Source organism: Pseudalkalibacillus decolorationis, from assembly GCF_024609785.1.
In the GTDB taxonomy this organism is placed as follows: domain Bacteria; phylum Bacillota; class Bacilli; order Bacillales; family Fictibacillaceae; genus Pseudalkalibacillus; species Pseudalkalibacillus decolorationis.
In genome coordinates, this window is sequence record NZ_JANHJQ010000001.1 from 231,992 (window position 1) to 255,559 (window position 23,568).

General features: G+C 39.9%; 25 protein-coding genes. 3 read left to right on the forward strand and 22 right to left on the reverse strand.

The genetic code is table 11. The features are described 5' to 3' along the window. Positions 1–360 precede the first annotated feature (360 nt). The 5 genes from NON16_RS01155 to NON16_RS01175 all read right to left on the reverse strand — a co-directional run bounded on the left by NON16_RS01155 (position 361) and on the right by NON16_RS01175 (position 6,511). Positions 361–873, reverse strand: a complete 513-nt coding sequence (locus tag NON16_RS01155; RefSeq protein ID WP_257346253.1) for an adenine phosphoribosyltransferase — start codon at positions 871–873, stop codon at positions 361–363. A 1-nt stretch (position 874) separates the two neighbouring features. Beyond that, positions 875–3,241, reverse strand: coding sequence for a single-stranded-DNA-specific exonuclease RecJ (gene recJ, locus NON16_RS01160; protein ID WP_257346254.1), 2,367 nt, complete (start codon positions 3,239–3,241; stop codon positions 875–877). A gap of 61 nt (positions 3,242–3,302) precedes the next feature. Next, a complete protein-coding gene (locus NON16_RS01165) occupies positions 3,303–3,668 on the reverse strand; it encodes a LapA family protein (protein WP_257346256.1) in 366 nt (121 codons plus the stop codon). A gap of 222 nt (positions 3,669–3,890) precedes the next feature. Then, the gene (gene secDF / locus NON16_RS01170; RefSeq protein WP_257346257.1) at positions 3,891–6,146 is read right to left on the reverse strand and encodes a protein translocase subunit SecDF; all 2,256 of its coding nucleotides are present in this window, start codon (positions 6,144–6,146) and stop codon (positions 3,891–3,893) included. A 77-nt stretch (positions 6,147–6,223) separates the two neighbouring features. After that, on the reverse strand, positions 6,224–6,511 hold the full coding sequence (locus NON16_RS01175) for a post-transcriptional regulator (RefSeq protein ID WP_257346258.1): 288 nt from the start codon (positions 6,509–6,511) through the stop codon (positions 6,224–6,226). Between the two features lie 151 nt (positions 6,512–6,662). Here NON16_RS01175 and spoVB point away from each other — a divergent pair, with 151 nt between their 5' ends. Then, a complete protein-coding gene (gene spoVB / locus NON16_RS01180; RefSeq protein ID WP_257346260.1) occupies positions 6,663–8,210 on the forward strand; it encodes a stage V sporulation protein B in 1,548 nt (515 codons plus the stop codon). 40 nt (positions 8,211–8,250) lie between these two features. Here spoVB and NON16_RS01185 read toward each other — a convergent pair whose 3' ends face one another. Next, positions 8,251–8,919 (reverse strand): DUF421 domain-containing protein, encoded by a 669-nt coding sequence (locus NON16_RS01185; protein ID WP_257346263.1) that lies wholly within the window; start codon positions 8,917–8,919, stop codon positions 8,251–8,253. Between the two features lie 73 nt (positions 8,920–8,992). Beyond that, positions 8,993–10,282: an ArsB/NhaD family transporter gene (locus NON16_RS01190; RefSeq protein ID WP_257346266.1), complete on the reverse strand. Its 1,290-nt coding sequence runs from the start codon at positions 10,280–10,282 to the stop codon at positions 8,993–8,995. Between the two features lie 131 nt (positions 10,283–10,413). On the opposite strand from NON16_RS01190, the gene NON16_RS01195 reads away from it, so the two are divergent. Then, entirely contained in the window at positions 10,414–10,791 is a 378-nt protein-coding gene (locus NON16_RS01195) for a TIGR04086 family membrane protein (protein WP_257346268.1), read from the forward strand. Between the two features lie 61 nt (positions 10,792–10,852). Here the strand turns inward: NON16_RS01195 and yajC are convergent, their stop codons facing one another. The 10 genes from yajC to safA all read right to left on the reverse strand — a co-directional run bounded on the left by yajC (position 10,853) and on the right by safA (position 19,570). After that, entirely contained in the window at positions 10,853–11,122 is a 270-nt protein-coding gene (gene yajC, locus NON16_RS01200; RefSeq protein ID WP_257346270.1) for a preprotein translocase subunit YajC, read from the reverse strand. 60 nt (positions 11,123–11,182) lie between these two features. Further along, entirely contained in the window at positions 11,183–12,322 is a 1,140-nt protein-coding gene (gene tgt, locus NON16_RS01205) for a tRNA guanosine(34) transglycosylase Tgt (protein ID WP_257346272.1), read from the reverse strand. After that, positions 12,319–13,368 carry a tRNA preQ1(34) S-adenosylmethionine ribosyltransferase-isomerase QueA gene (queA, locus tag NON16_RS01210; protein WP_257346274.1) on the reverse strand — a complete coding sequence of 350 codons (1,050 nt, stop codon included), beginning with the start codon at positions 13,366–13,368 and terminating at the stop codon, positions 12,319–12,321. The genes tgt and queA overlap by 4 nt, the downstream gene beginning before the upstream one ends. Before the next feature lie 37 nt (positions 13,369–13,405). Then, positions 13,406–13,597, reverse strand: a complete 192-nt coding sequence (locus NON16_RS01215) for a DUF2905 domain-containing protein (protein WP_257346637.1) — start codon at positions 13,595–13,597, stop codon at positions 13,406–13,408. A 5-nt stretch (positions 13,598–13,602) separates the two neighbouring features. After that, a complete protein-coding gene (gene ruvB / locus NON16_RS01220; protein ID WP_257346276.1) occupies positions 13,603–14,604 on the reverse strand; it encodes a Holliday junction branch migration DNA helicase RuvB in 1,002 nt (333 codons plus the stop codon). A gap of 16 nt (positions 14,605–14,620) precedes the next feature. Further along, positions 14,621–15,226, reverse strand: coding sequence for a Holliday junction branch migration protein RuvA (ruvA, locus tag NON16_RS01225; RefSeq protein WP_257346278.1), 606 nt, complete (start codon positions 15,224–15,226; stop codon positions 14,621–14,623). A 163-nt stretch (positions 15,227–15,389) separates the two neighbouring features. Then, positions 15,390–15,950, reverse strand: coding sequence for an intercompartmental signaling factor BofC (locus NON16_RS01230; RefSeq protein WP_257346280.1), 561 nt, complete (start codon positions 15,948–15,950; stop codon positions 15,390–15,392). 85 nt (positions 15,951–16,035) lie between these two features. After that, entirely contained in the window at positions 16,036–16,791 is a 756-nt protein-coding gene (locus NON16_RS01235; protein WP_257346282.1) for a YebC/PmpR family DNA-binding transcriptional regulator, read from the reverse strand. A 299-nt stretch (positions 16,792–17,090) separates the two neighbouring features. Continuing rightward, positions 17,091–17,708 carry a YhcN/YlaJ family sporulation lipoprotein gene (locus NON16_RS01240; RefSeq protein WP_257346284.1) on the reverse strand — a complete coding sequence of 206 codons (618 nt, stop codon included), beginning with the start codon at positions 17,706–17,708 and terminating at the stop codon, positions 17,091–17,093. Positions 17,709–17,785: 77 nt separating this feature from the next. Continuing rightward, positions 17,786–19,570 (reverse strand): SafA/ExsA family spore coat assembly protein, encoded by a 1,785-nt coding sequence (safA, locus tag NON16_RS01245; RefSeq protein ID WP_257346286.1) that lies wholly within the window; start codon positions 19,568–19,570, stop codon positions 17,786–17,788. A gap of 253 nt (positions 19,571–19,823) precedes the next feature. Here safA and NON16_RS01250 point away from each other — a divergent pair, with 253 nt between their 5' ends. Continuing rightward, positions 19,824–20,363, forward strand: coding sequence for a transcription repressor NadR (locus tag NON16_RS01250; protein ID WP_257346289.1), 540 nt, complete (start codon positions 19,824–19,826; stop codon positions 20,361–20,363). 48 nt (positions 20,364–20,411) lie between these two features. Here the strand turns inward: NON16_RS01250 and NON16_RS01255 are convergent, their stop codons facing one another. The 5 genes from NON16_RS01255 to NON16_RS01275 all read right to left on the reverse strand — a co-directional run bounded on the left by NON16_RS01255 (position 20,412) and on the right by NON16_RS01275 (position 23,568). Continuing rightward, positions 20,412–20,864, reverse strand: a complete 453-nt coding sequence (locus NON16_RS01255) for an ACT domain-containing protein (protein ID WP_257346292.1) — start codon at positions 20,862–20,864, stop codon at positions 20,412–20,414. A 43-nt stretch (positions 20,865–20,907) separates the two neighbouring features. Further along, complete coding sequence (obgE, locus tag NON16_RS01260; protein ID WP_257346295.1) at positions 20,908–22,194, reverse strand: GTPase ObgE; 1,287 nt, start codon at positions 22,192–22,194, stop codon at positions 20,908–20,910. Between the two features lie 18 nt (positions 22,195–22,212). Next, positions 22,213–22,752, reverse strand: coding sequence for a sporulation initiation phosphotransferase B (locus tag NON16_RS01265; protein WP_257346298.1), 540 nt, complete (start codon positions 22,750–22,752; stop codon positions 22,213–22,215). Positions 22,753–22,934: 182 nt separating this feature from the next. After that, entirely contained in the window at positions 22,935–23,225 is a 291-nt protein-coding gene (gene rpmA / locus NON16_RS01270; protein ID WP_257346301.1) for a 50S ribosomal protein L27, read from the reverse strand. Between the two features lie 13 nt (positions 23,226–23,238). Beyond that, on the reverse strand, positions 23,239–23,568 hold the full coding sequence (locus NON16_RS01275; protein ID WP_257346304.1) for a ribosomal-processing cysteine protease Prp: 330 nt from the start codon (positions 23,566–23,568) through the stop codon (positions 23,239–23,241).

Here is a 23,568-nt window from a genome sequence, read left to right on the forward strand (position 1 = left end):
CTGGGCAAAGCCAAGCCTTAGGCGCCGGCTGAGCCTTAGTTGCGCTTATACTATAGAAAGTATTTTTATACTTTCTTAATGTGTAAGAAAAGCGGAAGCGCCCTGTTCAGGTGTGACAAGCGCTGGAGATTCTGCAGCACAACACGCTTTTTGTGTTTGTGGAAGAATCGAAGCGACCTCGAACACCTGGGCGCTGGAGCTAGACACCGCATCTATGCAACAATTTTTTATTCTTACTTATAAAGAAAACTTGGCTAATGCAATGCCAAGTTTTAGCACACCTAAGGCAATCGCCTAAGGTGTGCAGATCTAAATTTGTAAAAGAGATGACCCATTAACGTTTGGGTCATCCTCGTATTTTTAATATTGCATTAACGTAAAGATATCATGACCTGTTAGTTTATCTCGTCCATTAAGATAGGTCAGTTCAATCATAAAGGCGATACCTGCTACAACACCACCACTTTTTTCTACAAGCTGAATCGTTGCATCTATAGTTCCACCCGTTGCGAGTAGGTCGTCTGTAATCAATACCCGTTGCCCTGGTTTGATGGCATCCTGATGCATTGTTAGAACATCCTTACCATACTCTTTACCATAATCCACTTTGACAACTTCTCTTGGTAACTTTCCGTCTTTTCGAACTGGTACAAAGCCAACATTCAGCGCATAGGCAACCGGACATCCTACGATAAAGCCCCTTGCCTCTGGTCCAACCACTACATCAATATTTTTATTTTTCGCATAAGAAACGATGTCATTCATTGCTTCCTTATAAACATCGCCTTCCTGCATTAAAGTCGTAATGTCCTTAAATCGTATTCCCTCCTGGGGAAAATTCTCCACTACCTCAATGTATTTTTTATAATCCATCTTACTGGTAAGCCTCCTCAAATCGATTGCATTCCTCTTCCTTATCATCAAAAAACCATTTTTTTAAGTCACGATAGGAGGAGTAACAAAGGTCATTCTCCATACTTGCTTTCTCTTTCTTTCTCCTATACGTTTGTGAATCAGTTAACGGTCGCTTATGTGGATGATCTGTTACACACACAAATCCATTCTCTATTGTAACAAAACCAAGTTCAAAAAACACCTTTGTCATAAAAATGACAGACTCTGCTGCCCATCCTTTATATGAGGCCAGTTCTTTTGCGCGTTTCTGATATTCAAAGGGCTGTTTTTTCCTAATAAATCCGTAGTACCATTTAAATTGGTCCCTTGTTGGAACAGGATTAAAGTAATGGTCCTCTTCATGATAAAAAACCGTGTATACACGCTCTGCAGAAGTACCTGCTGAAATTAATTGTTCTAAATGCTCTTGAGTTTCTGGTAAATCAAGAACAAATATATACCGATCAGTTAGTATGGTCGAATCAAACGCTTTTGGACTGTTTACTTTTTCAATACGATCTTTCCAATCATTCAAGCCCAATTTTTCAATAGTTTTATCTTTAAAATGAAGGAGAAGAACTTTCTCTCGCGGTAAAAGGTCTAAACGTTTCGAGAGATTTTTGATACCTCTGTAATCAAACAGCTGTTTCTCATGAACCGCAACATCTTTAAGCATTACCTGTGGTTTTCGAAAACCATTCCACTCGTTAATTGATAGCTCGCCAACTACGGAAATCGGAGCATTCGGTGTGATTTCTTCAAACACTTCTCCAAAATGAAAGCCAATCACATCAATATTAGACGTTGTACCACGTAAAGCTAGTTTCAGATGATTGGAATCACTACCAATACGACGCATTTCATTGATCTCGCAGCGATCAATCATGAATTTTGGTTTCGGATTATCGACCCCAAACGGTTCTAGTGTTTGGAGTTCTTCGATTACCTCTAAGGATATGTCATCCACTGAACAATGAACATCGACTGCTGTTATAGGAGTAAAATCTTCTTCAGAAAGACTACTTGAAGCAATCTCATTTAAACGTTTACGGAGCTCGTCCAAGTGTTCCGTCTTCAAAGTCATCCCTGCTGCCATCGGATGTCCGCCAAAATGGGGAAGGATATCCCTGCATGTTGATAAGTTTTCAAACATATCAAAACCAGCTATGCTTCTGGCAGACCCTTTAGCTTCGCCTTTATCTTTATCGATACTAAGGATAATCGTTGGTCTATAATACCGTTCCACTACTCGGGAAGCCACAATCCCAATAACACCCGGATTCCAACCTTCCTTCGCAATTACAAGAACGGAATTATCTTTTGGGGGAAATTGTTCTTCAATTAGCGAAATTACTTCTTTTGACATTTCTGTAACGATGGCTTGTCGTTCTTTGTTTATATGGTCTATTTCTTCAGCAATCCATTTCGCCTGTTCTTCATCCTCTGTCGTAAACAATTCAACAGCCGGATCAGCAGAATCTAAACGACCAGCAGCATTAATGCGCGGTCCAATAGCAAATCCGACATGCTCTGAATTCAGCTCTTGATCTGAAAGCTTACAAACTTTTAATAACGCTTGTAGACCCACCTTTGGTGTCGATTGCAGCTTTTCGATTCCAAGCTTAGCAATCAGTCTATTTTCGTCAACGAGCGGTACTAAATCAGCGATCGTACCGATACACGCGATATCAAGTAATTGAACAGGCAGTTTATTTAATAACGCATGAGCTACTTTAAATGCTACTCCAACTCCAGCAAGACCTTTGAACGGATAAGAGCAACCCGGTTTTTTTGGATTAATCGTAGCAAACGCATTCGGTAGCTTAGGTGGGGGCTCATGATGATCTGTAATGATTAAATCAATGCCCAATTTCAATGCTACCTCAGCCTCATGCACCGCTGAAATACCGGTATCAACAGTAACAATTAGTGTATATCCTTGTTTCTCTGCCCATTGGAATGCGGCTTCATTTGGACCGTATCCTTCTGTAAATCGATTTGGAATGTAGAAATCAAATCGTGCTCCAAGTTCACGAAGTGTATAGATCATGACAGACGTACTGCTTACACCATCTGCATCATAATCTCCAAAGATTAAAATTTGTTCATCCTTTTCAATTGCGAGTTGGATCCGCTCAACAGCTTCTTTCATACCGTCAAGCAAATAAGGATCATAAAATTGGGAGTCATCCATATGTAAAAATTGTTTGATATCGGTCTCACTATGTATATTTCGACTGATAAGTAGACGTGCGAGTAATGGTGAAATACCGTATTTCTGTACTAACTCTTCTGATTTCGCTTCATCTGATTTCATCAGCTTCCATCGTGTTTTTGCTTTTAACATTAAAACCACCTCTTGACCCACTCATTATACTAGAGTGGGCAGAGAGGTGGCAAATGAAACTTTATACATTTGATGACGAGTTTTTCTCTGAATCTTCACTCGCTGCGCTTGTACTCCCCTGCTTATTATCTTTAGGATTTTCTTTCTGAGGTGTAGGTTCAGCATCCAATTTAAGTTCCATTTTCAATTGTTCATTTTCTCGTTTTAGTAAGCGTAATTCTCGTTTCATTGATAGTAAACGAACAGACCCAGCGACTCCAATTGTAAGTGCGCCCAAAATTGCAGATCCAAGAATGACTAATACAAGAGGCCATTGAGCTGTTCCAAAAACATAATTTACCCCTACAGGTTCAACATTAACTACTGCAAACACGGCAACAATCATTGCGAACAGTAGAACAATAATGAAACTCCATTCTCTTTTCATAATCTTTTTCTCCTCTCTAACTCTTCACTCTCTAAAATTATTGTACCTTCTTAACAAGAAACAAAACGTCCTGAATAATTACATCACTAGTCTTGTTATTTTCCCGAACAAGACTAGTATTGAAACATGATAAATGTTAAAAAGGACTGACAATAAGTTCCGGAACGCTTCTAATTCTAACGCCCAAAAATCTTATTTTCAGTCAGTCCTCATTAAAACATCTTATGATTCTGATGGTTTACTGGATTTAACAGGTTGTTTCTTCATTTGTTTCCCTTTCCATACCATCCAAAGCTGGGAAGCAATAAACAAAGAAGAATACGTTCCAGCTACAAGTCCTATAAGTAAAGCAAAAGAGAAGTTACGGATTGCTTCACTACCGAAAATCATTAATGCCGCTGCTGCGAATACAACAGTTAACACGGTATTAACAGAACGTGCAAATGTCTGTACAAGACTCACATTAACGATATTCGCCAAATCTGCGAATGTCTTCACTTTAGCATGTTTCATATTTTCACGTATCCGATCAAATGTAACAATCGTGTCATTAATCGAATAACCGACAATCGTGAGAATGGCTGCGATAAAGGTTAGATCCACCTCAATCTGTAGTAAACTAAACACGGCGATAATAAAGAATGCATCATGTAACAAAGCAACAACGGCTGCAAGACCCATTAACCACTCGAAGCGGATTGCGACGTATATGATGATTCCGATTGCTGCGATTGCGACAGCATACATCGCATTTTGCGCAAGCTCTCGTCCAACCGTCGGATTAACCGTACTTACTCCTGGTTCACTACCATATTCCTTCTCAAAAAAGGATTTCAATTCACTGATTTCATCTTGTTTAAATACACCAACATACCTTGCCACAGCTATGTTTTCCTTTTCACCTGAGATCACAACCTCTTCGGTTTCAAAACCAAGTGAATTCAACTGCGCTTTTATCGTGTCCTCATCTAACGCTTGATCAGCGGTGATTTGCACCCTTGAACCACTCGCAAAATCGATACCAAGATTCAAATTAAAGACTAAGATTGAAATGATTCCTAACCCAATAAGAATTGAGGAAAACGCAAACAATTTCTTTCGGTGTTTAACAAAATTTACTTTTTTGAACCGAGAGTTGCTAATGTCGAGTCGATCAAAATCGTCTAATTTGGTAATTTGACTCGGTTTCACTCCAAAAAGCTTTGGTTTCTTGTCCAGAGCTCTACTCTTTACAAGAAGGCCTAAGAAGAGACGCGACCCGAATACTGCTGTAATAAAGCTGGAGAGAATACTGATAATCAGTACGAGTGCGAATCCTTTAACAGAGCTTGTCCCGAATATGAATAGAACTGCGGCGGCCAGAATCGTTGTAATATTCGCATCAAAAATCGTTGAAAATGAATGTTTATTTCCTGCTTTGAACGCAGACATGACTGATTTACCTGACTTCAGCTCTTCTTGTATTCGTTCATAGGTGATAATATTCGCATCGACTGCCATACCGACCCCGAGAATGAGAGCCGCTATACCCGGTAGCGTTAATACTCCATTCATCCAATCGAAAATCACGAGAATTAAGTATATATAAATCGATAACGTGACAACTGCTACGGCACCTGGAATCCGGTAAAAGAAAATCATATAAAGGAAAATTAACGCGATACCGATTGCTCCAGCGAACATGGTCGTTTCTAGTGATTGTTGCCCAAATTTGGCTCCAACCGAAGTCGAATAGACTTCTTTTAATTTTACCGGAAGTGATCCCGCATTAAGTAAATCTACAAGTTGTTGTGCTTCTTCAATTGAGTCCATTCCATTAATGGTTGCTGTTTCAGAATTAATTGTTTCATCCACAAAAGGTGCTGAAATGTATTTGGGTTCCCCTGGTGCATCCCCTTCTTTTTTAGCCTCTTCCTTAAAGGAGTCGCCTTTTTCATAATCCAACCAAATGACTAAGCGATTCGTAGGTCGTGGCATTTGACTGATTTCGCTTGTAATCTTGCCGAATTGATCTCCGTCCTTCAGCTTCAATGTTACGATAGGTTCATTCGTTTGTTGTCTGAATTCAACCTTAGCTCCACCTTCTACAAGGTCAGAACCCTTTAAGCGAACCTTATCATTCACATCACGAAACGTTAACTCGGCTTGAGTTGATAACAGCTCCCTAGCCTGGTTTTGATCCTCAACACCTGCAAGCTGAACTCGAATCCGACTATCCCCTTCAATCTGAATATTTGGTTCAGATACTCCTAGGACATTTACCCTTTCATTTAAAGCACTTACTGTACTCTTTAATAAGTCATCGGTTACTTCTTGGCCATCTTCAGCAGGTTCAACCTCATATAGAACTTCAAATCCACCCTGCAAATCAAGACCAAGCTTTATTTTGTCAGCAATACCCTTTGTTGTGACCCCCATCAAACCAGCGAACATAATCACTAGCAAGAAAAAGCCTACAATCCTTCCTCTTTTTACCATATGTATTCTTTCCCCCTAAAAGCTATGTACTATGTACTGATAATCCATCCTATTATATCCACCTCTATGTAAGAGTGTCAATTTTCCTTCGATAACGATTCCAATGGAAACCAACTGTCATTTGTGACTGCTTGAACGGTCAGCCAATTCATAAAGTCTTGGGTAGATAACGTTAATACAGTATTAACCACTTGATGGATCATCCAATCCTCATCTCTTTTCTTCTTAGCTCTAGATACGATACAATTCCATATCTCATCTATGGTTACACTTTCATAACCCATAAAATGAAGCTCTTCCTTTTTACTTTTTAAGGCTGGTCCAATTTCGCCCTTCCATTCGATTAAAGGCTTCTCTTCAGACATTTATAGTGTCCCCCTTTTTTGTAAAATAATATATTAACCATAATTTTCTGATATATCCCCATATCAACAGATACTTGTCATGCTTGGCCCACTCGTACGCATATACATACTGTAAAACAGGTCTTGTACGATCGAGAAGGCAGGGACTAAAATGTCAAAACAAACCTTTATACAAGGCACAATGATTTTAATTATTGCTGGTTTGATTACGAAAGTTCTCGGTTTCATAAACAGGATTGTCGTGGCGCGTATAATGGGGCAAGAAGGCGTAGGCTTATACATGATGGCCGTCCCAACCCTTTTGCTAGCAATCACCCTGACACGTCTTGGCCTACCTGTTGCAATCTCAAAAATGGTCGCTGAAGCCGAAGCGGAGCGGAACCCGCAGAAGGTTAAGCAGATTCTTATTGTTTCATTAACAATCACAGGTGTGCTCAGCATCATTTTTACTGGAGCCATGATCGCACTTGCTCCCATTTTATCACAAAATCTCTTAACTGACTCAAGAACTTATTATCCGCTTGTGGCAATTGCTCCTGTTGTACCGATCATTGCGTTATCATCGGTAATTCGAGGCTATTTTCAAGGTCGTCAAAATATGAAACCCTCTGCTTATTCCCAAGTCATTGAGCAAATTGTCCGAATTACACTAGTCGCTATCTTAACAGGAGCCTTGTTACCTTATGGGATTGAATTTGCAGCCGCTGGCGCTATGATATCTGTTGTGATCGGTGAATTAGCATCGTTACTCTACATGTTTTCAGTCTTTAAAATGCAAAAACGAATTAGAGTTAGAAAAGGATTTTTCGCCTATCTTTCAAAAGGTAGAGATACATGCAACCAATTGTTACGAATCTCTTTGCCAACGACCGCAAGTCAATTAGTCGGATCTATTTCCTATTTCTTTGAGCCGATTGTCGTAGCCAACAGTCTTTTGATCGCAGGCGTCACAACCGTAGTTGCGACAAAACAGTATGGTGAATTAGCAGGCTTTGCCATCCCTTTTCTGACACTGCCTATGTTCATTACATACTCTTTATCCGTCTCCCTTGTCCCTGCCATTAGTGAAGCAGCCGCCCAAAATAAACATCACTTAATCGAACGCCGTTTAAACCAGGCACTAAGGATTGCTATGTTATCAGGTGGAATCTCCGTTGTTATAACCTATGTCCTTGCTGTCCCATTAATGGATTTGATGTATGGGACACCGGAAGTAGCACGCTATGTAAAACTAATGGCTCCATTCTTTTTCTTCCTCTATTTTCAGAGCCCATTGCAAGCTGTGCTACAGGCGTTGGATCTTGCCAAGGCTGCAATGATTAACAGTATTGTCGGTGCTGTTGTGAAAATCCTTGCCATATTTGCACTCGCAACCCAACCAGATCTTGGCATAATGGGTGCTGCAATTGCGATCATTATCAATGTAATTCTAGTAACGATGCTCCATTTTGCAACGATTGTAAAAGCGATAAGTTACACTGTCGTCGTCAAGGATTATATAAAGGGAATCTTGGCAGTGACAATTTCCGGGTTTGCTGTTGCTTGGTTCTATTCAAGTCTCCATGGAACGCAACTGATGAATACACTATACTCCATTATATTTGCTGTACTCATCTACTTCATCTTAATCATTACACTAAAATTATTGAAGAAAGAGGATGTTCACTTTATACCAATTTTAAACAAATTGATTAAGTAAGAAAAAACTGGCTACGGTCTATGTAGTCAGTTTTTTTAATTTAATCGGATTCATCTATCGTATCGATAAAAAAGATGCCCCCTGATTCCAATGAACAAAGTGATATCTTCTTCAAATCACGGTATCCAAGCTTTTTTAGTTCTTGCCGTAACCACAATTCTGTTTTATTAAGGCGTTTTAAATGATCATACTGTAATTTCCCATCGAGGATAAGTGGCAAAGGAAAATGCTTTTGACCTTCTTCATCTTCACCTTCATCTTCATCTTTTTTCATAACCGACAGCTTTCCAGACGGCTCAAGAATTGCGAATTCAACATCAGACACTTTACTAACTCCATCCTCCCGTAGTTGGACAAGTAGGTCATCAAAATTATAGCGCTGCTTTTTCATCTCATTTTCATCTATTTTCCCCCGGTCAATAATGACTGCAGGCTTCCCATCAATAATTTCCCTTACCTTATCGCTTTTTAAAGAGATATAGGCAAAAATAATTTGCACGACTAACAAAACACCGATTCCTAATAGTGATTGGAGCATTGGTTCTTCCGGACTTTCAATGGAGATAACAGCCAGTTCCGCGATCATGATTGATACGACAAAATCAATAATCGATAATTGACCAATTTCACGTTTCCCCATCAGTCGGAACACTACGATGATCAGAAAATATATAAAAATGGTCCGAAACAATACAATCCCGTATTCCATGGATGTCTTCTCCTTTCATACATAGTCTGACCGACTGTGGAGAAGATATGACTTAACTGATTTGGTAATTTTTTTAGAAGTAGGGAAGTAAGTAACGCAAGATCACATAGATGGTTGAAACGGATAGTGAGACGATGACTACTGGAAACCCAATTAACAAAAATTGCAAGAAACTAAATGATTGCTTGGACTTTATTGCTAAGCCTGCAACAATAACATTCGCAGAAGCTCCAATTAATGTCGCGTTTCCACCGAGGCATGCACCAAGTGCAAGTGACCACCATAATGGATCAAGATTTTGCATTCCATACTCTTCAAATTCCATAATAACTGGAATCATTGCTGCTACAAACGGGATATTATCAATAAATCCTGAAAGCAATCCCGATCCCCATAAAATAACAATGGCTGTTTTCGGAAGATCCCCTTCTGTGAATGATAAAATCGATCTCGCCATCTCATCAATTAACCCAACCTCAATTAAGCCACCGACCAGTATAAACAACCCAATAAAGAAAAATAGCGTAATCCATTCAATTGAACGAAATACCTCTTCAATTTCTTGTTCTTTAGTCGTGATAAGAAGTAAGAGCAACGCACCTGACATCGCAACCGTTGTTAGATCCAGATGGAGGATCGTATGTAATAAAAAGCCTACTATTGTAAGCGTTAAGACTGAAACGGATTTATACAATAATGGTCCTTTCTTGAGAAAAGAACTTGGGTTCAAATTCAATAGCTCGTTTCTTCTTTGCTGAGAAATGTATAAAGACTTTCGATAATATATTGAGATACCACTAATGACAACAATAAATATGATTAATACGACAGGCCCCAGGTGGAATAGAAAATCAATAAAATCCAAGTGATCAACTGCTTGACCAATCATAATATTAGGGGGATCACCAATTAATGTTGCCGTTCCTCCAATATTTGCAAATAGAATCGCACAAATTAAAAATGGAATGCTCGTCACTTGTAACAAGCTCGTTAATGTTAAAATGATTGGTACGAGTAACAAGACGGTTGTTACATTATCCAATAGAGCAGATCCTACTGCAGTTATTGTAGATAAAACAATAAGCAAAGGAATCGGTCTTCCTTTTACCCTCTGTGCAAGCTTAACAGCTATATATTCAAACACGCCATTTTGACTTGTAATGGAAACAAGGATCATCATCGAAAAAAGCAATGCAATCGTGTTCCAATCAACATGCTCAAAAAAAGCTTGTTCTACTTTTAATATTCCTAATATCAACATCAGGACACCACCACAGCACGCCACAAGTGCTCGGTTGATCCTCTCCGTCATGATACCTATATAACTAATTATAAATATTATAAATGCAATCGCTACATCCACATTTTCCATCCTCTACTTGTCCGTTTTAATACATAGTATGTAAGGAATGGATTAAACATGTTTGACTTCTATTCTGTCCTTATTATGAATAAGTTGTACTAATGAAACTTGTCTAAAGGGGTGTAGTAGGTATGTCCAAACGCATGTTTTCTGCTATGGGGTTTGGTCTCGTTGTTGTACTTGCGTTAATCTTGCTTAGCAGCTTTATCCTTTCTCTAATATTACGATTTACAAGTCTGGATCAACAATCAATTACTTGGGTCATTCTCGGAATATCCGTCATTGCATTGTTTATCGGTGGGGTTGTTTCTGGTAAGAAAGGGGAGGAAAAGGGATGGTTGCTTGGGTCCGGAACCGGTTTGCTTTTTTCTGTACTCGTCTTCCTTATCCAGTACCTCGGGTATCAAGTCCAATTTAATACAGAGCAATATTTATTTCATTTAGGTTACCTCGCGGTTTGTGCTCTTGGTGGTATGACGGGGGTTAATTTGTCAGGTTACCGATCATAAGACTATTAGAAAAGCGAGTAAAAAAGAAGGGCTGACCTAAGTCAGTCCCTTCTTTTCCGTATTAGTCGTTTTCAACGACTTCACGAATAGCTGCACGATCATATGTAAGCTTCGATCCATCTCCAGCTCGCAGAACAACGATATTTTTCGTATCATCTAACGCTTCGATTGTAGCGTGTAAACCTCCGATTGTTATAACGCGGTTCCCTCTTTCTAGATTCGACTGCATGTTAGCTGTCTTTTTTTGACGCTTTTGCTGCGGTCGGATCAAAATAAAGTAGAAGATAACAAACATCAAAATAATCGGCAGTAATCCTACTAATTGATCCATCTCTCATTCACCCCTTTCAGGTCATAAAATATAATTTTTTTCAAAAATCCAATCAGCCGCTTAAAAGTTTTTTGCATTTGGCTTATTAAACCCATATTGTTCAAAAAACTCATTGCGGAAGTCGAGCAATCGATCTTCCCGAATCGCTTCTCTTACCCGCTCCATTAATTTTAACAGAAAATATAGGTTATGGTAAGTCGTAAGCCTGAAGCCAAATGTTTCACTGCTTTTCACTAAATGGCGAATGTAGGCACGTGAATAATTTCGACATGTATAACAATCACAATTTTCATCAAGTGGACGAAAATCCCGGCTATACTTTGCGTTACGCACAACTAGTCTTCCTTCACTTGTCATGCAGGTGCCATTGCGAGCAATCCTTGTTGGCAATACACAATCAAACATATCGATCCCTCGTACTGCACCATCTATCAATGAATCAGGCGACCCTACCCCCATCAGATAACGTGGCTTCTTGGTAGGGAGCCATGGGGTCGTAAATTCAAGTACCCGGTTCATGACATCTTTAGGCTCACCTACTGATAGACCACCTATTGCATACCCTGGGAAATCGAGTGAAACAAGATCTTCAGCGCTCTGTTTACGTAAGTCCTCGTATTCCCCGCCTTGTACAATTCCAAACAACCCTTGATCTTTTGGTCGTTTATGAGCTTCTAAACATCTTTCAGCCCACCGGCTTGTCCTTTCTACAGATGGTTTCATATAGGAGTGTTCGGCAGGATATGGAGGACATTCATCAAACGCCATCATTATATCAGAACCAAGTGCGTTCTGGATTTCCATCGCCCCTTCAGGTGTAAGAAACAGTTTTTCACCGTTTAAGTGATTTCGAAAGTGTACCCCTTCTTCTGTAATCTTTCGTAGGTCACTTAAGCTAAATACTTGAAACCCACCTGAATCCGTTAATATTGCCCCATCCCAATTCATAAAAGAATGAAGTCCACCCGCTTCTTTTACAATGTCATGACCAGGTCTAAGCCAGAGGTGATACGTATTACTAAGAATAATACCAGCACCCATTTCCGTCAGGTCTTCCGGGCTCATCGTCTTCACTGTTGCTAATGTTCCAACCGGCATAAATACAGGTGTGTCAAAAGACCCGTGAGGTGTATGGACCTTTCCAAGTCTTGCACCTGATTGTTTACATGTTTTGATTAATTCATATTGGATTGCACTCATTGTTGTTGGGAGCTCCCTTCAAGGATCAACATTGCATCACCGAAGCTAAAAAAACGATATTCTGACCTCACTGCCTCATCATAGGCTTTTAAAATTAATTCTTTACCAGCCATAGCACTGACAAGCATGATAAGAGTTGATTGAGGAAGATGGAAATTCGTTACAAGTCCGTCTATGCCTTTAAATTCATAGCCAGGATATATAAAAATATCAGTCCAACCTGAGCTTTCTACAAATCCATCAGGGTGTTTTTGGGCTACGGATTCAATCGTCCTCGTAGATGTTGTCCCAACACCAATTATACGTCCGCCCTCTTGTCGAACTTGATTCAACAAATTAGCAGTTCCTTTTGATAGTTGGTAATACTCATCGTGCATTTTGTGTTCTTCAATAGTCTCCGCTGAAACTGGACGGAATGTTCCAAGTCCTACATGAAGTGTAATATAAGCGATGTGTACACCTTTCTCTTCGATTTTCTTCATTAACTCTTCTGTAAAATGAAGTCCAGCGGTTGGAGCAGCAACAGACCCTATATTCTTTGAAAATACGGTTTGGTAGCGTTCACGATCGTGTAATTGTTCGCGAATATAAGGCGGCAAGGGCATTTCACCTAATTGATCTAAAATCTCATAAAAAGTACCTGAATAAGAAAATTCAATCTCCCTTTCTCCTTGGTTACCTTCATTAACGCATGTTCCCTTTAATTGGTCATTTCCAAATGTAATAACCGTCCCCGTTTTAATTCGTTTTGCAGGCTTAACAAGGGTTTTCCAACGATCGTTACCTTCTTCTTTTAAAAGAAGAACCTCAATTTTCGCACCTGTATCCTCTTTAATGCCATAAAGCCTCGCTGGAAGGACACGCGTATCGTTCAATACAAGGCAGTCGCCTGGCTTAAAACAATTAACAATCTGTTCAAATGTAGAATGCACAATATCATTCACCTCAGAATCCACGATCATCAATCTCGACTTTGTGCGATCCTTTAACGGTGATTGAGCAATTAAATGTTCTGGTAGGTTAAAATTAAAATCACTGACTTTCATTTGTTTTATTCACCTTTTATCTATTGATGTTTGTCCGTTATCGAAATCGACCGAGAATAAAAAAGATAAGTGATAATAGAACACTCACAATGATCGATGTAACGATTGGAAAGTAAAATGTCGTATTCCCTTTCTTAATCAAAATATCACCGGGTAATTTTCCGACTAATGTGCCAATCAATCCAAAAATAATAAAAACAATTCCAATGATAATGAATATCTTTGACATGCCCATCAGCGCTTCGGTACCTCCACATTAAAATGCCGATAGACGAGATCAGTTACCATCCGCCCTCTTGGCGTTCGTTGCACAAAACCAATTTGTAATAAATAGGGTTCATATACATCTTCAAGTGTCTGAGGTTCCTCACCTACTGTGGCAGCTATTGTATGGAGTCCGACTGGCCCCCCATTGTAAATTTCAATGATTCCTTTTAATAATTTATAGTCAATATTATCTAATCCTAAACGGTCAACTTGAAGTCTTTCTAATGCTTCAACTGCAATTTCCTTTGTAATTATTCCATCACCCTGCACTTGGGCAAAATCACGAACGCGCTTTAACAATCTATTGACAATTCGCGGTGTGCCCCTCGCACGACGAGCAAGCTCCTCTGCCGCATCAGGTGTTACCTCAATTTCAAAAAACTCTCCCGTACGAATCACAATTTCAGTCAAATCAATTAGTTCATAATAGTCAAGACGACTGTGGACACCAAAGCGATCCCGTAAAGGTGCTGATAATAGTCCTGCTCTCGTAGTGGCACCAACTAACGTGAATGGAGGGAGATCAAGACGTACTGATCGGGCTGTTTCTCCTTTTCCGATTACAATATCTAAGCAGAAATCCTCCATTGCCGGGTAAAGCACTTCCTCAACCGAACGATGTAAGCGATGGATTTCATCAATAAATAGGACATCGCCTGGTTCAAGAGCTGTTAAGATTGCTGCCAAATCGCCCGGTCGTTCTATGGCAGGGCCACTGGTTGTACGTATTTTGACACCCATTTCATTCGCAATAATACATGATAACGTTGTTTTTCCAAGTCCAGGTGGACCGTATAACAAAACATGGTCAAGTGGTTCGCTTCTTAGCTTTGCTGCTTGTATAAAAACCATTAAATTTTGCTTCACTTGATCCTGACCGATATATTGTTGAAGAAACTGAGGCCGCAAGCTAAATTCGAGACTTTCATCCTCTTGGTTCAGTTCGTTTGATATAATTCGATCCTCCATATCATCCACCCCGCTCTCAATTTAATAATAATTGAAGGGCTCTTTTTATGTATTGATCGGTAGATAACTGCTGTTCTGCCTCAAGTTTTGGCAAGACCTTTTTTATTTCCTTTTGTCCATACCCAAGCGCTTCTAGTGCCTCTACAGCGTCACCAAGACCTTCTTGTGCACCTTGTACTTCCGTTTGATTATTTTCAGGTCTCTCTTTTTCTTCAGATGTCCAGTTGGTCAGCTTCCCTTTAAGATCTAAGATCATCTGCCTAGCCGTTTTCTTACCAACACCAGGGAACCGAGTGAGAAACTTTTCATCTTCACTTTCGACTGCATGTACAACTTGAGCTGGTTTACCCGAAGCAAGAATTGCTAGAGCCCCTTTTGGACCAATTCCTGATACTTGTATTAGTTTCATAAATAAATCACGTTCGTCCGGATTCTCGAAGCCGTAAAGAGCTAAAATATCTTCTCTGACATGCTGGTACGTAAAAATTGTATCAGGTTGACCTATTTTATTTTGATACACAAATGGATTCGGGCAGTTTATTTTATAACCGATCCCACCGCATTCAACCACGATATGATCCGTATTAATATATTTCATAATCCCCGTAATATAATCAATCAATGCTACATTCTCCCCTTAAAACAACTCAAATACGAACATTTCTTCCTATCCTATAATTGTAGCATATTCACGTTTGGAAAGTCGAAAAAACCTGAGAGGAGAATTAAAATCTCTACTCAGGTGTGTATAATCCTTTCTTGGAAGATAAGAGAGGATTGATTAATTAATTAATCGAGTATTGCTTGTATTCATTAAGCACTGCTTTATAATTTTGTTTGGATTGAACCGGTATCCCAAGTTCAAGCTGTTCGATTAGATTACTTTCAAGCTTTGACATATCGATTTGATAAAAGGATTGAATTACATTTTCTTGTGCAGGTCTGCCGTTGAAAATGGTCAAAATACCATTCTCAGTAAGCCCAAAATATCCTTTTCCTTTAGACAGTGGAGAAATATCATTTATCTGCTGTTCAAAAATTACTCGTTCTAAATTTTGATCTACCAACTGCCAATCTTCATACATCGCCCAAAAGTCTTCCATTGACCAAATCGTTTCATAGACAACATCTACATTACGCTCTCCATCAAGGAAGTTTCGTTGTAGATGTACTTCAACGGTTAAGGGACCTGAAACCGGATAAGCTTCTTCAGATTTTTGTACTTGAGATGTAAGGTTTGCCTTTACTTTATCCTCATAAGAATGGAAGAGAAAAACATAGCTTGCTCCAAGTATAATCACAAGTAAGGGAAAGAGCCATCTAGATTTCACAAATAAGAGTCTCACCTAACTACCACCTCATTTTATCCACAAAGTGTGGATCCTTTAATACATTCAGTGATAGTGTTTCCGGTTTATGAAGAATTATCCATCATGAAAGGTATTCATCATACACCTTTTCATCCACTTCAAGGTTGTGGTAAACATCTTGTACATCATCATTTTCCTCAAGTACATCGATTAGGTATAACATTTTTAATGCATCATTTTTTTGCGGTTCTGCGGTAGTCTGCGGTAGTCTTGTTATTCCAGCAGTTGAAAGGTTAAAGTCTTTTTCAAGGAGTACTTTCTTCACCTCAGAAAACTGATCTGGTTCCGTGTAAATTTCAAAAGTTTCCTCATTTGATTCTAGTTCCTCTGCTCCAGCTTCAATAACGTCGAGCATCAATTCTTCTTCATCTATCTCGATCGTATCCTTATCAATTACGAATAACCCTTTACGATCAAACATAAACGATACACAACCCGACTCTCCAAGATTTCCACCTTGTTTCGAAAACGCATGACGAATTTCAGCGGCTGAGCGGTTCTTATTGTCTGTAACGACCTCTACCATTACAGCAACACCTCCTGGACCATAGCCTTCATAAGTAATTTCTTCATAACTGACTCCTTCTAAGGTTCCGGTAGCTTTCTTGATCGCACGCTCAATATTTTCATTTGGCATATTTGCCGCTTTTGCTTTATCAATCATCAGTCGGAGTGATCGATTGGTTTCAGGGTCCCCACCACCTTCTTTTGCCGCTACAAAGATTTCCTTTGCAAGTCTCATAAAAATTTTGCCTCGTTTAGAATCCTGTGCATTCTTACGACGTTGTATATTTTTCCATTTAGAATGTCCAGCCATATCTGCTGCTCCCCTCCATTCCCATTTTCCTTCAATATAGCACAAAATCTTATAAACAATAAAAATTATATATTTTATTGATGAATAAAGAAAACTCGGTGATTGCCGAGCCTTTAGGCGAAGTCAGAGCCGTAGTTGAACTTATACTATAGAAAGTATTTTTATACTTTCTTAACATGCAAAGGACAAAACCCTTACACAAACAAGAGACGGGTTCCTCATTACAACAGACTTTTATTGAAAAGTGTTGTAAGCCTAAAGAGGACTACCCGCCTTTAATAGTATTAAATTAATTTATTCTAACGATTGTTCTCGAAAGGACGTTGAACGGCATCTCCGAGGTCATTCATAATCCCAGTAACATCTGATTCGACCTCGTTAAACCCGTCTCCGTTACGTAAATTGTTATCAACGTCACGTATACGAGTGAACATGTTTTCATCAGTTGAAACTTGAACATTTTTCTTAGTTGATTTTTGAACTTCATTTTGAACTTTTTCTTTAACGTCCTGGTCATTTCGATCATTAGTATCGACACCTACAAGGACATTCTCTTCACTTATTACAACACGAGCATCATCTACATTTTCCATTTTCTTTACTTTATTTGCAATCTTTTGTGCAAGCTCACCTTCGTAACCATCTGCATAGTTGATGTTATTGTTGTCTTGATTGTTTTGAGTCCTATTGTTTTGATCGTTTTCCCCTATTTCATTCCGATCTCCATCCTGATCAGCTATTTGGGTGATAGGACCTTCCCCTCGATCGCCTTGATTTGTGCCCTCATTCGTATAATAACCGATAGGACGAGTATCATTATCATACCGAGTATCTAATGCCTCATTATCATCGGCATTACAGGCTGTAAGTGCCCCCGTTAAGAAAACTGCTGAAGCAATAACCATAATTTTTTTCATTTAAAAACCTCCTTTCACCCTTTATGATGGCAATTGGAGGTATAAATTAATCGGGTTTTAAGTGGGAATAATATCCTTTACTCCTCTTTTGAAGGCTGTTTCTTTGCCTTACGCGGCTGCATCTCAATATCAATATCCCAATACGGGTCTCTTCCAGTCGTCTGACCCATCATTGGATTTTGACCCATTCCACCTGGCATTTGACCTTGACCCATCATCGGGAACTGGCCCATTCCTTCTTGTTGTTGGCCTTGACCCATCATTGGATTTTGACCCATTCCACCTGGCATTTGACCTTGTTGTTGGCCTTGGCCCATCATCGGGAACTGACCCATTCCTTCTTGCATTTGGCCTTGGCCCATCATCGGGAACTGACCCATTCCTTCTTGCATTTGGCCTTGACCCATCATCGGGAATTGACCCATTCCTTCTTGTTGTTGGCCTTGACCCATCATCGGGAACTGACCCATTCCTTCTTGCATTTGGCCTTGGCCCATCATCGGGAACTGACCCATTCCTTCTTGCATTTGGCCTTGACCCATCATTGGGAATTGACCCATTCCTTCTTGCATTTGGCCTTGACCCATCATCGGGAATTGACCCATTCCTTCTTGCATTTGGCCTTGACCCATCATCGGGAATTGACCCATTCCTTCTTGTTGTTGGCCTTGACCCATCATCGGGAACTGACCCATTCCTTCTTGCATTTGGCCTTGACCCATCATCGGGAATTGACCCATTCCTTCTTGCATTTGGCCTTGACCCATCATCGGGAATTGACCCATTCCTTCTTGCATTTGGCCTTGACCCATCATCGGGAATTGACCCATTCCTTCTTGTTGTTGGCCTTGACCCATCATCGAGAAATGACCCATTCCTTCCTGTGGTTGGCCCTGGCCCATCATGGGATATTGACCCATCCCACCTGGCATTTGGCCTTGCCCCATCGTGGGATACTGACCCATCCCACCTTGGCCTGGATACATGCCACCTTGCATCTGACCATAGTCTTCAGCATCATAGCCGTTTTCATACATCATGTAATCGTCGGACTCGTATTCATCATCATAACCCATTTGACCGTACCCTTGATTAGTAGGCATCATTCCGCCCATTCCACCCATATATCCACTGCCCTGCATTTGGCCATATGGGGACGTTCCCATTGAATATGGAGATCCTGGCATTTCCATCGAGTGACCGTACATCTGTGCTGGTGCATACATCATCGGACTAGGGCCACAATGATATGGGTCCATCATCGGATGATGTCCACCCCACGGGCCACAGTAAGGTTCAGGCTCACAACAGTAATCAGGCGGACATTCATAGTGCTCCGGATACGGAACACATTCTTGCATCGGTTGTTGTACAACAGGTTTCTGCTGTGGAATTGGCTTCTGTTTAGGTATTGGCTTCTGTTTAGGTATCGGCTTAGGTATTTCATACGTTTTCGTTGTTTCTTGTTGTGATATACCGAGCGTAATATTAAACTCTTCTTCTTCCATTGGTGTATAAGGCTGTTTTGGAATTGGTTTTGGCTTTGGTTTGGGCATTTCTTTTACGATTGGCTTTTCTTTAATAATTGGTTGCTCTTTCATAATTGGTTGTTCTTTTTTAGGTGGTTTTGGCATTTCTTTAATCGGCTTCTCTTTTTTCGGCATGTAAGGTTTTTTCGGCATTTCTTTAGGATTTCCCTTTCCCGGTGCACTGTTTGTTGGTACTTTTACCTTTGCCCCTGGGTAAATCGTATCTGGCATCTTTATTTGTGGATTCGCTTTTATTAATTTTTGAAAATCAACACCATACTTTTTGGCGATTTTCCAAAGAGTATCTCCTTTTTTAACAATATGAATTTTCAAGTTCGATCTCCTCCTTGCCTAGGTCAATAAACAGTATATGAAAAATTGGGCATCTTGCTACAAAATATAAGTTTTCAAAAATTCACCGTCTATCATTCAGTGACTTTATTGAATGTCCTTTCATTGTCCATCACAACACTTTATGAGATTTAAACAAGTCCTATTCATTAAGAAGTGCATCCTTTCAGAAAAAAATTACGGTATTGTGGTATGCTATAGGAACTATTTATTGCATTGGAGGAGTTGATCCGTAATGAAAGAGAAGATACTCGGAGAAGATAGAAGGTCGCTTTTGCTTAATTGGTTAAAAGAAAGCAAAGAACCGCTTACAGGAAGTCGGTTAGCAAAAAAGACGAATGTTAGCCGTCAGGTCATCGTTCAAGATATTTCACTTCTTAAAGCTCGGAATGAACCAATCATAGCAACCGCACAAGGTTATGTATATTTTCAAGCAAATAAAAATGCCCAGAGATGTAGCCGAGTCATTGCGTGTCAACATTTGGGGAGTGAGACTGAGGATGAGTTGAATACCATTGTGAATTTCGGAGTATCAATTAAAGATGTAACAATTGAGCATCCTCTATACGGTGATTTAACCGGTTCACTCATGATAAATAATCGCCATGATGTAGCCCAATTCATTAAGAATATTCAAGAAAAGAGTGCGTCTTATTTATTAGAACTGACAGAAGGTGTTCATTTACATACGTTAGAAGCAGAGACTGATCAACAATTAGAACAAACATGTCAGGCACTTTTCGAAAAGGGATACCTTTTATCGTCTGAACGATAATTCACCAATCTGAGGGGAGTGTCTTTAAACAGCCAATTCCCCCTCAGTTCACGCACCAGACCCGATTATGTTAACTTGGCGCACATAATCCAGTTTATTTAAAGCCTTGATTATCCCATCGATTTCCCTGTTAGCAGATGCTGTTTCAATTGACATAGTAACGTTCGCCTTACCTTGTAGAGGAATCGTTTGATGAATGGTTAAAATGTTGCAACCTACCTCTGCTAGTAAGGTCAATAGCTCTGAGAGTGCGCCTGATCGATCATCGAGATGTATTGATATCGAAATGATTTTCTCCTTTACCATGGTTTGAAAAGGATAGATTCCATCACGATATTTATAAAAAGCACTTCGGCTCAGGTCAACAGAATGGACTGCTTCATTAACGGTTTTTGCTGTTCCCGATTCAAGAAGCCTTTTAGCTTCCAGTGTTTTTGTCATTGCTTCTGAAAGAACATCTTCTCTCACCAGATAAAACCTATTTTCTGCTCCTCGATACATCGCAGCCTCCTCCTAAGAAGGATTAACCCATAATGAGTCAATCCTATTCAATAAATTCAAATTCATACTCAAGTATACGTACAATATCGCCATCTTCGGCACCCCGTTCACGCAGAGCATTATCAATGCCCATTGTTCTCATCTGTCTAGAGAACCTACGGACGGATTCATCCCTTGAGAAGTCTGTCATTTTAAAGAGACGCTCAATTTTCGCACCCGTTACAACATATGTGCCATCATCTTCACGAGTAACGACAAAAGTTTCCTCTTCTGTCTGATGTTTATACAAAATCCGTTTTTCTTCCTCTTCTTCTGGTTCATTCAATGGAAATTCCGGTGTTGATTCAATTTTATCCGCAATTGTATAAAGCAAGTCACGAACCCCTTCCTTCGTAATCGCAGATATCGGAAAAATCAAATAGTCTCCATTTATTTTCTCTTTAAAGCGCTCTAACTGGTCAGCAGCTTCTGGAATATCCATTTTATTAGCAACAATGAGCTGTGGACGTTCCGTTAAACGCAAGTTATATTGTCTGAGTTCCTCGTTGATCTTTAGAAAATCATCATAGGGTTCTCGACCTTCCATTCCAGACATATCAATTACATGTACAATAACCCTTGTCCGCTCAATATGTCGAAGAAACTGGTGACCTAGACCAATACCTTCATGAGCACCTTCAATTAGTCCAGGTAGGTCCGCCATTACAAAGCTCCGATTGTCTTCCGTTTCAACTACACCCAGATTAGGACTTAGTGTTGTAAAATGATATTCTGCAATTTTAGGTCTAGCAGCCGATACAACAGAAAGAAGGGTTGATTTACCAACACTTGGGAATCCAACAAGACCAACATCTGCTAACACCTTCAATTCAAGTGTTATTTCTCTCTCTTCTCCAGGTTCGCCATTTTCCGCGAGCTCTGGTGCCGGATTCGATGGTGAAGCAAATCGGGTATTCCCTCTACCTCCACGACCGCCTTTTGCAATAACGGCCTGTTGGCGATGCTCTACAAGATCTGCAATTTGCTCACCCGTATTCGCGTCCGTTATAACTGTTCCGGGTGGAACTTTCACAACGAGATTTTCCGCATTACGACCATGCATATTTTTGGACATACCATTTTCACCGCGTTTTGCTTTAAAATGTCGGTTGTAACGGAAATCCATTAACGTTCTTAATCCTTCTTCTACTTCGAAGATTACGTTTCCTCCCTTGCCACCGTCTCCTCCTGCTGGTCCGCCATCGGGTACGTATTTCTCTCTTCGAAAGGCAACCATTCCATTGCCGCCATCACCTGATTTAATAAAAACTTGCACCTGATCTACAAACATGGTGTTTCACCTCTTCCTTCACCCTAAACAAAGGATGTATAAAAGTTCCTCTTCCTTATAGTAGCTTTCTATGATTGAAATGGAATTATGTACAGGGATAAGCGACTTGTCCCAGCCATCGATCGAACTCACACCGCCCAGTTTCCCTGCAAAATCAAAACTGACTCTAACTTGACTGTTTAAAAGCTGTATCGTTACCATTAAATGTGGTTCGCCATCTAAGACAATACACTTCTCCAGCTGTATTAAAAAATGAGAGGTCCATTCGTAAAGAGGCCGATCGTAATTCGACAAATCCCGCTCTTCACCGATCACTTCATAATCAATACGATACGTATTTTGTTGCCAATTATATGTCATGAATAACTCCGCCATCAGCGGCATCCTCAAGTTAGAAATTTTCGCTTCATTTTTTGCATGCTGGACAACCTCATCAATAATTTCCTTTGCCCGATCCGTTTTGTCTAATGATAAATTCCCTTTGATAAGTTGTAGCTGATTTAACCAATCGTGTCGAGCATGTCGCAGGAGATCAATCGTATTCCATTTATATTTCATATTAGCACTCCCAAAATCATCAAATTAAAACGTAAAGAAAACTCGGCGATTGCCGAGCCTTTAGGCGAAGTCAGAGCCGTAGTTGAACTTATACTATAGAAAGTATTTATACTTTCTTAACGTGTAAAAAAAGACTGACTCAAGTCAAAGTGTCAAACACTTGTGAGTCAGCCCCTTTTAACTTACGCTTCTTTAGCTACTGGGTAAACACTAACTTGCTTACGGTTGCGACCTAAACGTTCGAAACGAACAACGCCATCAACCTTAGCAAATAATGTGTCATCTCCACCGCGGCCAACGTTAGTACCAGGGTAGATTTTTGTTCCGCGTTGACGGAAAAGAATCGAACCACCTGATACCATTTGACCATCAGCACGCTTGGCTCCAAGACGCTTGGAAATGGAGTCACGACCGTTCTTTGTACTACCAACACCTTTTTTAGATGCGAAGTACTGCAGGTTTAACTTAAGCATGCGATGCACCTCCTTAAACCGTATTCATTCGAATGTATTCATGATATTCACGTTCTATTGTTTGTAATGATACAATCATTCCCTCAAGCAAAAGCTGTATCTTCTCGTCGGTCTTTTCTTTTTCTGCAGAAGGGGTTATAAACTTTAAAAATCCACCGTTCTCTCGAAGCTCAACATCTGGTTCAACATTACATAAGGCTTCAATCGCATTTACAGTTCCAAAAGATACTGCAGTAACTGCGGCACAAACCAAATCATGCCCATAAGGTCCGGATTCAGCGTGTCCAGTAAGTGTGAACGACATCACCTTTTGTTGCTTGCGCTTAATGTTAACCGTAATCAT